Annotated in this window: 13 protein-coding genes; 2 read left to right on the top strand and 11 right to left on the bottom strand. The window is 70.8% G+C overall.

Annotation, left to right across the window (positions count from 1 at the left end; all coding sequences use genetic code 11):
• Positions 1-19 precede the first annotated feature (19 nt).
• The 9 genes from mnhG to ACRWK7_RS20325 form a co-directional block, all read right to left on the bottom strand.
• Positions 20-364 (bottom strand): monovalent cation/H(+) antiporter subunit G, encoded by a 345-nt coding sequence (gene mnhG / locus ACRWK7_RS20285; protein WP_431858087.1) that lies wholly within the window; start codon positions 362-364, stop codon positions 20-22.
• Positions 361-642, bottom strand: a complete 282-nt coding sequence (locus ACRWK7_RS20290) for a K+/H+ antiporter subunit F (RefSeq protein WP_431858088.1) — start codon at positions 640-642, stop codon at positions 361-363. Before ACRWK7_RS20290 ends, mnhG begins: the two co-directional genes overlap by 4 nt.
• Positions 639-1,127, bottom strand: coding sequence for a Na+/H+ antiporter subunit E (locus tag ACRWK7_RS20295; RefSeq protein ID WP_431858089.1), 489 nt, complete (start codon positions 1,125-1,127; stop codon positions 639-641). The genes ACRWK7_RS20290 and ACRWK7_RS20295 overlap by 4 nt, the downstream gene beginning before the upstream one ends.
• Positions 1,124-2,752 (bottom strand): monovalent cation/H+ antiporter subunit D, encoded by a 1,629-nt coding sequence (locus tag ACRWK7_RS20300; protein ID WP_431858090.1) that lies wholly within the window; start codon positions 2,750-2,752, stop codon positions 1,124-1,126. The genes ACRWK7_RS20295 and ACRWK7_RS20300 overlap by 4 nt, the downstream gene beginning before the upstream one ends.
• Positions 2,749-3,093, bottom strand: a complete 345-nt coding sequence (locus tag ACRWK7_RS20305; protein WP_431858091.1) for a Na+/H+ antiporter subunit C — start codon at positions 3,091-3,093, stop codon at positions 2,749-2,751. Before ACRWK7_RS20305 ends, ACRWK7_RS20300 begins: the two co-directional genes overlap by 4 nt.
• Positions 3,093-6,050, bottom strand: a complete 2,958-nt coding sequence (locus tag ACRWK7_RS20310) for a monovalent cation/H+ antiporter subunit A (protein ID WP_431858092.1) — start codon at positions 6,048-6,050, stop codon at positions 3,093-3,095. Before ACRWK7_RS20310 ends, ACRWK7_RS20305 begins: the two co-directional genes overlap by 1 nt.
• A 46-nt stretch (positions 6,051-6,096) precedes the next feature.
• Positions 6,097-6,585: a PTS sugar transporter subunit IIA gene (locus tag ACRWK7_RS20315; RefSeq protein ID WP_431858093.1), complete on the bottom strand. Its 489-nt coding sequence runs from the start codon at positions 6,583-6,585 to the stop codon at positions 6,097-6,099.
• A gap of 51 nt (positions 6,586-6,636) precedes the next feature.
• Positions 6,637-6,813, bottom strand: a complete 177-nt coding sequence (locus ACRWK7_RS20320; RefSeq protein ID WP_431858094.1) for a hypothetical protein — start codon at positions 6,811-6,813, stop codon at positions 6,637-6,639.
• 75 nt (positions 6,814-6,888) lie between these two features.
• A complete protein-coding gene (locus tag ACRWK7_RS20325; protein WP_431858095.1) occupies positions 6,889-7,743 on the bottom strand; it encodes a universal stress protein in 855 nt (284 codons plus the stop codon).
• A 179-nt stretch (positions 7,744-7,922) separates the two neighbouring features.
• On the opposite strand from ACRWK7_RS20325, the gene ACRWK7_RS20330 reads away from it, so the two are divergent.
• On the top strand, positions 7,923-9,536 hold the full coding sequence (locus ACRWK7_RS20330) for an MASE1 domain-containing protein (protein WP_431858096.1): 1,614 nt from the start codon (positions 7,923-7,925) through the stop codon (positions 9,534-9,536).
• Positions 9,526-10,146, top strand: a complete 621-nt coding sequence (locus tag ACRWK7_RS20335) for a response regulator transcription factor (RefSeq protein ID WP_431858097.1) — start codon at positions 9,526-9,528, stop codon at positions 10,144-10,146. The genes ACRWK7_RS20330 and ACRWK7_RS20335 overlap by 11 nt, the downstream gene beginning before the upstream one ends.
• Positions 10,147-10,167: 21 nt before the next feature.
• On the opposite strand, the gene ACRWK7_RS20340 is transcribed toward ACRWK7_RS20335, so the two are convergent.
• Positions 10,168-11,736, bottom strand: coding sequence for an MBL fold metallo-hydrolase (locus tag ACRWK7_RS20340; protein ID WP_431858098.1), 1,569 nt, complete (start codon positions 11,734-11,736; stop codon positions 10,168-10,170).
• A 1-nt stretch (position 11,737) separates the two neighbouring features.
• Positions 11,738-15,355 (bottom strand): S8 family serine peptidase, encoded by a 3,618-nt coding sequence (locus ACRWK7_RS20345; RefSeq protein WP_431858099.1) that lies wholly within the window; start codon positions 15,353-15,355, stop codon positions 11,738-11,740.
• Positions 15,356-15,507: the final 152 nt, after the last annotated feature.

A 15,507-nucleotide genomic window follows, 5' to 3' on the forward strand; every position in this document is an offset into this window, starting at 1 on the left:
GGCGCCTCCAAGGGCGTCCTCACGCCGACGGCGGCACATCGTCGTTGCCTTCGGTGCGGTCGCGATACAGCGCCGCACGCGCCAGCAGCATCAGGGTGATGGGGGTCGTGACGACCATCAGGGCCGTGATCAGCACCTCGTGCAGCACGGGCCGCGATTGCAGCACGGAGAAGAAGAGCATCGACGCGATCAGCACGAAGCCGACGCCCAGCGTCGAGCCCAGCGTCGGCGCGTGGATTCGCTCGTAGAAGCTGCCGAAGCGCAGCAACCCGAACGAACCGATCAACGCCAGGGCGGCGCCGAGCACGAGGAGCAGCGCGGTCAGCAGCGCTGCCCACGACGGGAGTTCGGCAAAGTGCGTCATTCGATCACCTCTCCGCGCATGAGGAACTTTGCGAGCGCCGCCGTCGAGACGAACCCGAGCAGGGCGATGATCAGGGCCGCCTCGAAATACAGCGTGCTCGTCGTGCGGATGCCGAAGATCAGCAGCAGCATCGTGGCGTTGACGTACAGGGTGTCGAGCCCGAGCACGCGGTCCTGCGCCCGCGGCCCCCGCAGGATGCGGAACACCGCGCAGGCCATGGCGAGGACCAGGAGGATCTGCGCCAGGAAGATGGACCAGACCAGGACATCCGTGATCATTCGAACACCTCCATCAGGCGCTTCTCGTAACGGTCCTTGATGGTGTCGATCCACACCTGGTCATCGACCAGGTCGAGGATGTGGAGGAGGACGCTGTTCCCGGCGGACTCGTACTCCACCCAGATCGTGCCGGGCGTGGCCGTGATGATGCAGGCGAGCGTCGCCAAGCCATAGGGCGCGCGCAGATCGAGCGGAATGCGCACGAAGCCCGGCGTCCGGTTCCCAGCCGCCGGGTTCAGGATGATCCGGGCGACCGCCATGTTGGAACGGACGATGTCGCCCAGGACCACCAGGGCGAGCGTCAGCGCCACCAGCGGCCGCCGGAAGCGGCCCTCGGGCGGGTCGAGCGCCGTCAGCACACGGACGGCGCCGACCGACAGCGCGCAGCCCAGGATGACCGTGCCCGGCGAAACGCTCTCGTTCAGAATCAGCCACACGCCCAGCAGCGCCGCGGTCAGAAGGGGAAACGGCAGCCAGCGCGTCATCGGTTGCCTCCGTCCGGGTTCGACGGCCAGGGCGTCGGCATCACGCCGCCGACGTAGCCTTGCGGCGCGTGCATCGACCGGGCCGTGGCCTCCATGTAGCGCATCACCGGTCCAGCCTGCACGGAGAGCGCCACGCACAGCGCCAGGAGCAGCATGACCGGAGCGAATTCGACGACGCGCACCCGCGGGACGGCGCCTTCCGGCGACGCCCAGAAGACGTCGATGCCGGTGCGGGTCATAGCGACGACCGTCGCCAACCCGGACAGGACCAGCGCGGCCACCAGCGCCCAGGTCGTCGCCGGCACGTCGGCGCCGCCCCGGGACAGCAAGGGGCTGAGCATGGCGAACTTGGCGAGGAATCCCGACAGCGGCGGCAGCCCCGCCAGGAGAACGGCGCACGCGATGAAGCTGGCCCCGAGGATGGCCATCGTCGCCGGAATGGGGACGCCGACCTCGTCGTCCTCATCCATTTCCTCGTCCCCGCCGAACGCCTCGCGCGTCACGGCCAGCACGTCGGCGCCGACCTCGCGACCGCGTTCGACCAGTTCGATCAGCAGGAAGAAGCCGGCGATGCCCAGGACGGAACTGGTCAGGTAGAACAACGCGCCCCCGGTGACCGCGACCTGTCCCGCCCCCACCGCGGCCAGCAGAGTGCCGGAGGAGACCAGCACGCTCGCGCCGGCCAGCCGCGCCATGTTCTGCGTCGCCATCACCGCCACGGACCCGAAGGCGATGGTCAGGAGCCCGCCGACCAGCAGCCATGGGCCGCCGAAGCCCGCCGAGGCCCCCGCGCTCTCGCCGAACATCAGCAGCCACAGCCGCAGCACGGCGTAGATGCCGACCTTGCTGAGGATCGACATGATGCCGGCGGAGGCCGCACCGACGGTGGAGTAGGTGTTCGGCAACCAGAAGCCGAGAGGCCACATGCCCGCCTTGATCAGGAAGGCGATGCCCAGGATCGCCGCGCCCGCCTCCAGCAACGCCCGGTCCTCGCCGGCGACGACCGCGACGCGGTTCGCCAGCTCGGCCATGTTGAGCGTGCCGGAGACGCCGTAGATGATGCTCACCCCGATCAGGAAGAGCAGGGAGGCCGCAAGGTTGATCACGAGGTAATGCAGCCCGGCCCGGACGCGGGCCAGGCCGGAGCCGTGCAGCGCCAAGCCGTACGAGGCGGCCAGCATGATCTCGAAGAACACGAACAGGTTGAAGAGATCGCCGGTCAGGAAGGCGCCGTTCAGCCCCATCATCTGGAACTGGAACAGCGAATGGAAATGCGCCCCCGCGTGCTGCCAGCGCGCCAGCGAGAACACCAGCGCGGCAAGCCCGATGATGGCGGTCAGCAGCAGCATCAGCGCGGAAAGACGATCCAGCACCAGCACGATGCCGAAGAGCGACGGCCAGTCGCCCAGCCTGTACACACGCACGGCGGCGCCGCTGCCGCCCACGGGCACGCCGTCGGCCAGCCGCAGCAGAAGGATCGCGAGGACGAGCATCGCCAGGGCCGACGCGACGCCGAGGACGGCCTTGAGCGTGCGCTGCCGCTCGTCGATCAGCATCAACAGCGTCCCGACCAGAAGCGGGACGATGATCGGCGCGATCGTCAGGTGGTCCATCCAGCCGGTCATCGGTCCTTCTCCCGGCCATCCACGTGGTCGGTCCCGGTCAGGCCGCGCGCGGCGAGCAGCAGGACAAGGAACAGGGCCGTGGTGGCGAAGCTGATGACGATGGCGGTGAGCACCAGCGCCTGGGGCACCGGGTCGGCGTTGGTGGCGAGGTGGCCCACCGCTCCGCGTTCGAGCACCGGTGCGGCGCCCGTGCGGAGCCCGCCCGTCGAAAAGATGAACAGATTGACGGCGTAGGAAAGCAACGCGAGGCCGACGATCACCTGGAAGGTCCGTGGCCGCAGCAACAGCCACACGCCCGACCCCGTCAGCACGCCGATCCCAAGGGCGAGGATGAGTTCCATCAGTCGTCTCCCATCGCGGTCGCGGCTGGCGCCGTCGCGGGGGCGGCGGGCTCGTCGGACGGGCGTGGCGCGGCGGCGCGGTGACCGCGAACGGATTGGTGGGCGAGCGCGATCAGCGTCAGCATCGTGGCGCCGACGACCAGAGCGAAGACGCCGATGTCGAAGACCAGGGCGCTCGCCAACGGCATCGAACCGATGAGGGGCAACTTCGCGTAGGCGAAATAGGACGTCAGGAAGGGCCGGCCGAACGCCCAGGCGGCCAGGCCGGTGCCCGTGGCCAGCAGGAGACCGACGCCCATCCAGCGCAGCGGAAGCACCCGCAGGCGCGCTTCGACCCACTGGGTGCCCCCGAGCATGTACTGCAGGATCAGCGCGATCGACGCGGTCAGGCCCGCCGCGAAGCCTCCGCCGGGAAGGTCGTGGCCGCGCAGCAGCAGGTACACCGCAACCAAGCCGATCACCGGGAACAGCAAGCGCGCGATCACCGAGGGGATCAGCAGCCAGTCGGCAACGGTGTCGCCCTCCCGCCGTCCCGGTCGTGAGATGTCATAAGCGCTCTGGTCGCGCTGCTGCTCCGGGACGTCGACGCTGTCGGGCGCCGGGCGGAAGCGCCGCAACAGCGCATAGGCGGTGAGCGCCACCACCCCCAGCACGGTGATCTCGCCCAGCGTGTCGAAGCCGCGGAAGTCCACGAGAATGACGTTGACGACGTTGGTGCCTCCGCCTTCCGTGTAGGCGCGCTCCAGGAAGTGCTCCGCCAGGATCTCGGGCGGGAAGCGGGTCATCACGCCGAAGGCCAGCCCCGCCATGCCGACGCCGGCGGTGACGGCAATGCCGAGATCGCGCAGGCGGCGCGTCGTGGTGATCACCTCCGACGGACGCGCGCCGGGCACTTCCAGGCGCTTGGGCAGCCAGCGCAGCCCGAGCAGGAGGAGAATGGTGGTGACGACCTCGACCAGCAGCTGCGTCAAGGCGAGGTCGGGTGCCGAGAACCAGACGAAGGTCACGCAGGTGACCAGCCCGGTGCCGCCAAGCAGGATCAGGGCGGCGAGCCGGTGGTACTTGGCCTGCGACGCGGCGCCAAGGGCGCAGACCGCACCGATCGCCCAGAGCAGCGCAAGCACGGGGTCGATGCCGGAAGGGGTGAGGTTGCCGGGGCCGAGCCCGCGCAGATAGATGGTCCAGCCCGCGGCCAGGACCGCCACGCTCACCACCAGCCGCAACTGGGGTTGCAGGCGGCGGGTGCCGAACAGCCCCTCGAGGGTCCGTGCCAGGCGCCAGGACAGAAAGACCATGGCCCGCTCGAACATGCGCTGGCCTTGCAGGCTGCCGATCAACGGCGCCCCCTCGATGCCCTTCTTCAGATGCTGCTGGAGCAGGAGGTAGAGCGAGACGCCGGCGACCAGGGCGACCAAGCTCATCAGCAGGGGACGGTTGAAGCCGTGCCAGACCGCGAGACTGTACTCCGGCGTGGCCGCCCCCAACGCGGCGTGCGCCGCCATGTCCAGGTACGGCCCCACGGTGGCCGCCGGGAAGAGGCCGACGATGATGCAGGCCAGCACCAGGATCTCCACCGGGAAACGCATCCACGTCGGCGGCTCGTGCGGCGTGAGCGGTAGGTCCACCGGGTCGGGGCCGAAGAAGGTGCCGTGGATGAAGCGCAGCGAGTACGCCACGCTGAAGGCGCTCGCCACCGTGGCCGCGACCGGAAGGATGTCGAGGAGCAACGGCAGCGGCCCCTCGGCCGACAGCGCCTCGGCGAAGAACATCTCCTTGGACAGGAAGCCGTTGAGCAGCGGCACGCCGGCCATGGCCGCCGCCGCGACCATGGCGAGGCGCGCGGTGAACGGCATGAAGCGGTTCAGGCCGGACAGGCGCCGGATGTCGCGCGTGCCGGTCTCGTGGTCGATGATGCCCGCGGCCATGAACAGCGACGCTTTGAACGTTGCATGGTTGATGATGTGAAAGATCGCCGCCACCATGGCGAGTTCGCTGTTCAGGCCGAGCAGAAGCGTGATCAGCCCGAGATGGCTGATGGTCGAGTAGGCCAGCAGGCCCTTCAGATCATGCTGGAAGATGGCGATGTAGGCGCCGATCAGCAGCGTGGCGAGGCCGGCCGTGCCGACGATCCAGAACCAGGCGTCGGTCCCCGCCAGCACCGGCCAGAGCCGCGCCATCAGGAACACCCCCGCCTTCACCAGCGTCGCCGAATGCAGGTAGGCGGAAACCGGGGTGGGCGCCGCCATGGCGTGCGGCAGCCAGAAGTGGAAGGGGAACTGCGCGCTCTTGGTCAGGGCGCCCAGGAGGATGAGGACCAGCGCCGGCAGATAGAGCGGGTGGGCCCGGATCCGGTCGCCCGCGGCCAGCACGGCGTCGAGGTCGTAGCTGCCGACGATATGGCCGAGCACCAGCACGCCGGCGAACAGGCACAGCCCGCCGGTGGCGGTGATGGTCAGCGCCATGCGCGCGCCGTCACGAGCCGCCGCCAGATGATGCCAATAGCCGATCAGCAGGAAGGAGAAGAGGCTGGTCAGCTCCCAGAAGAAGGCGATCTGGATCAGGTTGCCGGCGATGACCACGCCCGTCATGGAGCCCATGAAGGCGAGCAGGAAGGCGAAGAAGCGCGGCACCGGATCGTCGGCCGACATGTAGTACCGCGCGTAGACGATCACGAGCACGCCGACGCCGGACACCATCCCCGCGAACAGCCAGGCGAAGCCGTCCATCCTCAGGACGAGATTGAGCCCGAGGGACGGCATCCAGGCGACCTCGTGGCGGAGCACGCCGCCCGCCTCCACCGTCGGGTAAGCCGCCAACAGCAGGGCGATCCCGGCCACGGCGGTCATGCCGGCCAGCCACGCCGCGGCGTTGCGCGCGTGCGTCGGCAGGAGCCCGGCGCCGATCGCGCTGAGGAAGGGAAGACCGACGAGGGTCAGGAGCAGCAGGGCGTCGGGCATACGTTTCTACACTTGATCGTCTTTGCAGCGCGGCGGTCGGCGGCGGTCATTCCCCGTCCAGCGCGTCGTCCCGGGCCGCGTCGGGGGGAACCGCCTGAAGCACGAGCCGGACCACGTCCTCCGGCGTCTCCGCGGCGCGCAGCCGGCGCAGGGTCTGCGGCTCGCGCAGGGCGCGACAGATCTCCGACATGGTGGGCAGCAGGCCCTTGCGGGCTGCGGCGGGCCAGAGCACCAGGAAGACGAGATCGACCGCCTCCTCGTCGCGGGCGTCGAAGTTGACGGCGCGGCGAAGCCGGGCGAACAGCACGAGCGGGGCCGGGGCATCGCGGATCTCGGCGTGGGGAAGCGCAACGCCGCGGCCAAGCGCCGTGGAGCCGATCTTCTCCCGAGCCTGAAGCGCGCCGAGAACCTCCTGCTGGGGAAGCCCGAGCCGATGTCCGGCCTCCGCCGCCAGAAGGTCGAGCAGGGCCGCCTTGTTGCCCGCCTCGGCGTCAAGAAGGACGTTGGCCGTCGAAAAAAGCTCCGGGATGCTCATCCCCGTCTCCATCGCGGTGGACTGTCTGCGGTTTCCACTGGGGCCCCTCTTTCAGGCCCTTGCGCCGGCATCGGGCGGCTCCCGGATGGCCAGTGCGTCGCCCATGACCGTCTTCTCGGCGGCGTTGCCGGCGAACGGCTCGAAAACGGTGTTGCACGGCGCAGCCGCCCGCTCCGGCAAGCGTTCACAATCCATGTCCATCGCTTCATCTCCGGTGTTCATGCCCATGGCCGACGCGACCGGCCGTGACGGAAGCAAACTGGGGTGCAAGACGGGACGTCCAAGGGGATAGGGGCACGCCCCTCAACGCGCATCGTCCTCGACCGGACCGCCCGCCATCAGGACATCGCAGGGAACGTCCGCGAGCACGTCCTGGGTGACGCTGCCCAGCAGGGTGCGCATCAGGCCGTCGCGCCGCGCCGATCCCATCACCACCAGATCGTAGCGCCCGTGCCGCGCCGTCCGGACGATCTCCGCGACGGGGTGGCCGATCCGCACCTCGCGGGTGACTGCGGGACCGCCGGGAGCCATTCCCCCCAGCATTCCGCCGAACTCGTCGGCGAACTCGTGGGTAAGGTCCTTGGCCGCGGGCAGCCCCATCGGGGAGCGGGGGGAAAGCGGAAGGTCCGCGACATGCAGCGCGTGGAGGCTGCCGTCGCTCACCAGCCGGCGCGCGGCCTCCACCGAGGCGCGCGAGCGTTCGGAAAAATCGACGGGAACCAGGGCGCGGGCATAGGGACCGCGCGGCTTGTCGCGCACGATCAACACGGGCGTCTCGTCGGCGATGGCGATCCGTTCGATGGTGGGTGGCAGGAACAGGTCCGCCAAGCGGTCGCGCGCGTGGACGCCCGTCACGACCAAGTCGGGCCGCCACAGCCCGGCATAGCCGGCGACCTGCGGCCCCACCGCCCCGCCCTGCACGGCGACCGCCCGCATCGCGACGTCGGCGGCGCCGGGAACCGCGAGCAGGTGGCGCTGCAGTTCCGCCTCGATGTGGTGGAGCGGCAGATGGGCGTACGGACCCTCCCCGTCATGGACGACGTGCAGGGCGGTCAATTCGGCGCCGAACTGGCGGGCGAGCTGCACCGCGCGCTCCATCGCCCGATCCGATTTCGGTTCGAGGTCGGTGGCCAGCAGGATTCGTCGCAGGTTCGTCATGGCGGTGCTCCCCGCCCCCATCGGGCGTGCCGGATTCGTGCTTTCATCTCCGGGGCATGATCGGAAGAGGCCGCCGGCCCTGTCTATGCCGGCTAATACGGATTGCATTGCGGCCGGCCGCCCCTATCGTTACGGGCAGGCGTGCCGGACGGCGCACGACATCGATCGGACGGGAGGACATGCCGAAGGATCTCCGCGGCCGCTGGGCCATCGTGCCGGCCTATCTGGCCGCCCACCTGGCCCTGGACTGGATCAGCTTCATCCACGAGGTCGCGCCGCTCAACATCACCCCGTGGAATCCCCCCGCCGGGCTGATGATGGGGATGCTGATCGTCGTCGGCGTCCGCGCCGTGCCCCTGGCTTGGCTGGGATTGATGGCGGGCGACCTGATGGTGCGCGACCTGCCCGTCGCCCTGTGGACGACGGTGGTGGCGAACGGCATCCTCGCCGCCGGCTACGGCGGGGCGGCCTGGGTGCTGTGCCGGCGGCTCGGCCTCGATCCCCACCTGTCCCGATTGCGCGACATCGTGCTGCTGCTCGCCGGCGCGGCGCTGACGCCGCTGGCGGTGGGGACGGGCTACATCGCCCTCCACACGCTGGTCGGCCTGTTCCCCTGGTCGGATTTCGCCGGGGCCCTGCTGCGGTACTGGGTCGGAGAGGTCATCGGCATCACGGTGCTGACGCCCGTCGTGCTGGTCGCCCTGCGCGGCACGGTGCCCCATGCGTCCTGGAGGGGGGCGGCCGAGCTGGCGGCGTACGGCCTGCTCATCGGCGTTACGCTGTGGCTGGATTTCGGACCGCTCGCCTCGGCCCAGTACGAGCACTTCTACCTGCTGTTCCTGCCGGCGGTGGCGGTGGCGGTGAGGCACGGCTTGGCGGGGGCGGCACTCGCCTCGGCGGCCACCCAGGCCGGGCTGATCGTCGCCATCCAGGCGACCGGGGCGGAGACCGCCAGGACCACCCATTTCCAGCTGCTCATGCTGACCCTGGCGGTCACCGCGCTGCTGCTGGGCGCCGTGGTCAGCGAGCGCCGTCGGGTCGAGGCGGCGTTCCGCGAGCGCCAGTCGGACCTCGCCCGCGCGTCGCGCCTGACCGAGGCCGGCGAGATGGCGGCGGCCCTGGCGCACGAGCTGAACCAGCCGCTGGCGGCCACCATGAGCTACGCTCGCGCCGCCCGCAAGATCGCCAAGCTCGAGCAGGCCTCGCCCCGCCTGAGCGAGATCCTCGACAAGACCGTGGCCCAGGCCGAGCGCGCCGACCGGGTGATCCGCAGCCTGCGCGACTTCGTGCGCAAGGGGCGCAGCGACCGCGCGCCGCTGTCGGTCGGCGCGCTGGTCACCGATTGCCTGGCGCTGGCCGCCCCCCTCGCCGGGCAGCATTCGGTGTCCATCCAGGCCGAGGTGGCGCCCGGCCTGCCCGCCGTCAGCGGCGACGCGGTGCAACTGCAGCAGGTGATCCTCAACCTCGTGCGCAACGCCGCCGAGGCGATGGACGCGCCCGATCCCCGCCGGCGCCGCATCGTGGTCTTCGCCCATCCCGCGGCCGAGGCGGGGTTCGTCACGGTCGGCGTGCGCGACAGCGGACCTGGGCTGGCCGGCGTCGTCGAGCGCAACCTGTTCGCTCCGTTCGTCACCACCAAAGCCACGGGCATGGGGCTGGGCCTGTCCATCGCCCGCAGCATCGTCGAGGGCCACGGCGGCACCCTGACCAGCGAACGTCTTTCCCACGGGGAGACGGTGTTCCGCTTCACCATTCCCATCCACGGAGCCGGGACCGATTCCGATGACGCCTGACGTTCCCGTCATCTTCATCGTCGATGACGACGAGGCGGTCCGCGACGCGCTGAGGCTGCACCTGGAACTGGCCGGGCTGACCGTCCGCCCGTGCGCCTCCGCCGCGGAGTTCCTGGCCGCCGCCGATCCCGGCCAGCCGGGCTGCGCCGTGATCGACATCCGCATGCCCGGCATGGACGGGCTGACGCTGCAGCAGGAGATGATCCGGCGGGGCCTGACCCTGCCGGTGATCGTGATCACCGGGCATGGCGACGTTCCCGCCGCCGTCCGTGCCTTCCGGGCCGGCGCGGTGGACTTCCTGCAGAAGCCGTTCGACGAGGACCTGCTCATCGAGCGGATCCACGAGGCCTGCGAACGCGACCGGAGCGAGCGACAGGCCGGCGTCGAGGCGGCGGACATCCGCCACCGGATGACCCTGCTCACCCCGCGCGAACACGAGGTGATGGAACTGGTGGCCCAAGGCCTCCCCAACAAGACCATCGCCCGCCGGCTGGACATCGGGATCCGCACGGTGGAGACCCACCGTGCCCGCGTCCTGGAGAAGATGGGCGCGCGCAACGCCTCCGAGCTCGCCCGCACGTTGACGAGGCTTGAGCAGGGGCGCGGTTGACGACGCGTAGACGTTCGCCGTTCAGGCCAGGTCGAGTTCGACCCACAGGCCCGGCTTGTGGCGCACCGACCGGATTGCCCCGCCGGGCGTCCGGAACGACGGCGCGCCCTGGTCGGTGCCGAGCCAGGGGTCGTCGGCGCGGATCACCCGGCCGTCGCACCGGTCTTCCAGCGCGTCGAGGAGCGTACCGAACGGCATCTGCCCCCAGCCCACCTTCCGCGCGTCCTCTTCGTTGGTTGGGATGAAGGCGGCGAGATCCCTGCTCGCCATCAGTTCCAACCCCTTTTCCTTAAGCGTGGCGTTGTGGCTGCCGTGGTGCCCGACCTTGTAGTAGACGGTGCGGGCCAACAGATCCGGCCCGGTCACCGTCTTCGCGTCCACGGTCCAGCGGGTGTTCTGCCAGCTCAGCCAGTTGCCGACCTGGGCGTCGGCGGCGAACAGGAGCACGCGCCCGCTGTCCTTGAACTCGAACGCGAGCACCAGGCTCGTGTTGTTCGTTCGGCTGTCGAGCTGCATGGCCAGATCGGCGCCGACGCCCAGCCAGTCCAGATCGATCCTTCGCCAGGACTGGTCGAAGGCTGCGGCGTCCGGCGTCCTGGGCTGCCGGGACCGCATCGCCGGAGCCGGCGTCATCGTCGGCCCGAAGTAATGGGCGCGGGCGAACCCGGCGATCGCCTCCGGGACGTCGGGCGGGACCGCGGTGGCCGCCGAGGCGGCGATCCGCTCCAGTTCGGTGCCGACGTTCGGGTCGAAGGGCGAGGCGATGTCCTCGCCCTCGGCGATCGATGCGCCGCCGGCCGCGAAGGCCCCGGCCAGCGCGTTGGCAATCGGCCAGCCGCTGCTGGCCGACGCGTGGTACATCTCGCTCGACCGCGCGGTGATGCCGAGCAGCGCGGCGTCGCGGGGCGGCCCCAGGACGTAGATCCGCAGGTTCGGCACCGCCGGCAGCTCGACGGGAGGGTCGGTCGGCTCGCAATAGCGCACCCGCCCCTCGGCGATGTCCACGGCGGCGTCGCGGGTGGCGCGCACCCGGTCGCCCTTGGCGCCAAAGCTGAACCCCATCAGCGCGTCCAGGCCGCCACGCAGCGCGCTCAGCGGTTCGCCGAGTCCCTTGGCGTGGTCGAGGCGCTGGCTGGTCAGCTGCAGCGCGGCCAGCGCCTGCTCCTTGTAGCGGTCCAGTTCCCGCGCCTGCGGGTCGTGGCCGTTCTCCGTCCAGGCCAGCCACACCTCGCCGACGGTGAACTCGGCGAAGCGCTCCCGCGCCGAAAGGAAGCCCGAGGTGTGGTCGGTGTGCTCGTGCGTCACCACCACCACGTCGATGTGTTTGCCGGTGCGCTCGGCGATGTCCGCCACGACCGCGTCGATCCTGGCCGCGCCGCCCTTGACCGAGGTGTGGACGCCGCAGTCGATCAACATCCAGAAGGTGCCGCCGTCCGCCTTCGGAAAGCCGAGGAGGTGGCAGTCGCCGATGCCCTGGCAATAGTGCCGGACGGTCACCCCGCCGGGCGGCGCGTTGCCGGCGCCCGCGGTGGTGTCGCCCGCCCCGGCGGCTCCCCGGCCGCCGGTCCTGGTCCTGCGCGTTCCCGCCATCTCAGAAGGCCCCCTTGTCGGCGTGCAGCATGGCGAAGGGCTCGCCCGGCGCGTTCCCGAAATAGAGCGCGCGGAGCGGGGAGAGGAAGCCGCCCGCCGCCGTGCGGCGCTGGCGGTCCTGGCGGCTGCTGCTGTCGCTGTTCTTGACGATGCAGTAGCGCACCTCGCGGTGGCCCTCGCGCGGATCGATGATCAGCGTGGCGCCGCCGCGGAACCAGAACCACGCGCCGTCCGGCTTCGCGGGGTCCACCGGGAGGGCCTGGCGCTGCTGGATCGTGGCGATGACCTCGGTCCGGAACGTTCCGTCCGGCGCCACGCGCCGCGCCGGCCGGACGCCGAACACCTCGAAGGTCGTGGCCCCGTCGGCGGCCGTGCGAGGCTTCCCGTCCTCACCGTAGCGCGGCACGTCCGGCTTCAGCCCGAACGCCGCGCACAGCGAGGGATCCTCGGCGAGCACCTTCTTCAGCCGGCTCCACACCGCCCAGCGGTTGGATTCGATGGAGGCGTACAGCGTCGACCGGTCGTGCACGCGGTCCCAGCCGAGTTCGAGGTCGGCGAAGACGGTCTTGAGCCACGGCGGGCTCGGCTCCGCCATGGTGCTCCAGGCCAGCGTCTCCTCCGACACGGTGCGCACGTCGCGGGGCAGGATGTCGCTGGCGCGGAACGCCTCCATGAAGGCGACGCGGTAGTGGAAGCGGTCCTCCGGCACCAGGTCGCGGTCGGCGGTGATCAGGGCGCGCAGGTACTCGCCGAAGGTGATGTCCACCGCCGGGCAATAATCCAGCGCGCGGATGCACATGCGCAGCACGTGCCGCGCCGTCTTGCACGCCTCGTCGGTGAGGCGGCCGACGAGGTCGGGGTGCAGCGCCCCCTCCGGCAGCACGCCCGTGCCGCCGGTCGCGATGCGGATGAGATCGGCTGTGCGGTGGTCGACGATCTTGAGGAACGCCTGGTACACGGCGTACACGAGGATGGAGCCGCGGGCGTGCACCTCGGTGGTCGTGGCGTAGGACAGGGCGGGCACCTCCCCGCCCAGGTAGTCGCGCAACGGCCCGCCGCGCCGCGTGCCCTCGCCGAACTGCTTCGCCAAGCCGCCCAGCAGGTGCGCGGCGTCCAGCCGGCCGCGCGCCTGCGCCACCTGGAAGCGCACCAGCTCGGGGATGGTGAAGTGCTGGAACAGCGCGACGATGTCGGCGAACGCCTCGTGGAACGCCGGCACGTCCGGGTTCGACGCCTCCTGGAAGCGGCGGTGCAGGCCGTCGAGCAGGGCATGCGACATCTCATGGGCGATGATGTCGCTCGACAGGCAGGAGAACACCATCGACCCGGGCGCCGTGACGTCGCCGGGGCGCGACGCCGCCGGGAAGTAGCCGAACAGCAGCGCCACCTTCTCCGGGCTGTAGTAGGCGTTGTCGGTGCGCAGCGCGTGCGGGTAGATGCGCAGGCGCGGCACCGCGTAGGACTCGCCGGGGCCGCCGTCGGGGGACGTCGTGCGGCGCGGCGCCCACAGCGCCTTGCGTCCCAGCGCCTCCTCGAAATGGCCGATGGTGGTCATCGCCACGGCGTAGACCATCTGCTGATGGAACTGCGGGTTGCCTTCCGACGGCGGCCATCCGTCCTGCGCCAGCAGTTTCGGCTCATTGAGGTCGACAGGGTCGTAGAGCCGGTTCGACGCCGGGTCGATGTCGACCACCTCCAGGTACTCGCCGACCGGGCCGGGAAGCAGCGGCTCCTCCCAGGGGAGGCTGAGCACCGCCTCGTTGACCGCGACGGAGGACAGCGACTTGGCGACGGAGGGGTCGAGCGCGTAGGCCCGCAGGCGGCGGCGGGGCGGCGGCGGCTCCTTCGGCTTGCGCCTGACCGCGGGCGTCGCCGCCAGCGGCGCCCGCACCCGCGCCGCCTGGGGCCGCCCCAGCAGCTGTTCCAGCCTCGCCTTCAGCGCCTGCGACGGCTTGCCGTCGTCGAGCGCCGCTTCGAGGTAGCGGCGGCAGGCCGCCGGGGAGATCCGGCTTCCGGGAAGGTCGCAGTCGGCGATGGCCGCGTCGACCGAGGCGACCCGCTGCGCCATCTGCGTCAGCTCGAGCGCGAACATCGCCTCGCGCCCGGCGGGGGCGCCCGGCGCGACGCTGACGCCGCCGCCGAGGATCAGGTTGATCCAGCTCCAGCTCGCCTCCGCCGGGGGCAGCCGGGTCAGCTTGGCCGCCGCCTTCGCGAACGGCACCGCCAGCGCGGCGTCCGCCTTCAGGACGCCCTGGCCGATCTTCTCCAGGGTTTCCGCCGCGTCCATGGCGGTGGTCGACTTGGCCGCGGAGGCGAACAGCGCGTTGCGCACGGCCTCCACCCGCATCCACGGCTCCGGGAGGGCCATGACCTCCTCGAAGTTCTCGGCCAGCCAGAGCGCCGCGGCGGCGGCGACCTGCGGCGTGGCCGCGGAGGTGCCGGCGCCGTCCATCGCGACCAGACCGGAACAGCCGATGACCGCCCAGGGCACGTTGGGCGTGAAGGCGCCGAGCGCCGTCGCCATCTTGCTGTCCGGGCCGTAGTTGCCCTGCATCGTCCCGCCGTGCAGCCCGGCGTAGGCCCGCCCGTCGGCCATCACGCCGCAGGCGGCCAGCACGCGGCGGTAGCGTGCCGGAAACACGATCGACTTCGGCGACGGCCGCCCGGCGAAGTTGTTGCCGGCCGCGGTGACCAGCACGATACCCCGGTCGTAGGCAAGGTTGACCGCGTCGGTCAGCGCGACCGAGCTGAGGCCGCCCATGCTCATGGAGAGCACATGGGCCCCGCTGTCGATGGCGTGGTTGAAGCCCTGCACCATCGTGCCGGTGGTGAAGCGCACCACCCAGTCGGCGATGCGGATCGGGATGACCGTGGCGAACGGCGCGCCGCCGACCGGCCCCTCGTAGCCCTGCCATTGCGGAGCGGCCGGATCCGGCCGCCCGCCGGCCAGCAGCGCCAGCGTCGCCGTTCCGTGGCCGCGGTTGCTCAGCGACGCCCCGGCCGGGATGGTGTCCACCGCACTGTCGGGCGGGCCTCCGTCCACGAAGTTCCGCTGCCGCTCGGTGTCGAGCCCAACCGGCCTGGTGATGTGGCCGGGGTCGTAGCCGGTGTCGAGGTGGGCGATCGTCACCCGGCGGAGCTTCTCCGCCAGCGCCGCACCAAAGTGCTCCTGCGCCGCGCCGAACGCGGAGTATGCGGCGGCGTGGTTCCACCCCGGCCCGGGGCCGACCGCCTTGCCGCCTCCGTGGTCCTGATCGGTGAAGCCGCAGGGGCTCGACGCCGCGAAGCGTGGCATCCCGGGGGTTGGCTCGTCCGGCAGCCATTGCTGCTCGACGTCCGGCTCGACGAACTCGACGCCGGCCGCTCCCGCCGCGAACCGCGCGCCGGGAGCGACCAGCGCATGGGCGGCGTCCCACGGAGTGGCGTCGGCGCCGACGTCGACGCTCAGCCACGCCGCGCCGCCGGCGCCCGCCATCCCCATCGCTCCGCCGCCTTGTCCCGGCGGCAGCCTGAGGACCACACGGGGGGCGGCGCCTTTCCCGCCGAAGCTCTTCTTGCCGCCATTGGCGAAGACGGTGCCGTCGCCGCGGACCTTCACCAGCAATCGTGTGCCCGTCATCCGTCCCCCCACGCACCGACGCCCCACGGAAATGATGGCTTGCGCAACGATCATTTTTCAACATGAATTTCGCGTGATTAGACGTACATCGTCCCACTGCACACGCATGAATGCGCCAACCCTATGGAATGATTGCAGGAATGATCCATGCA

This window comes from Azospirillum sp. (assembly GCF_050789165.1).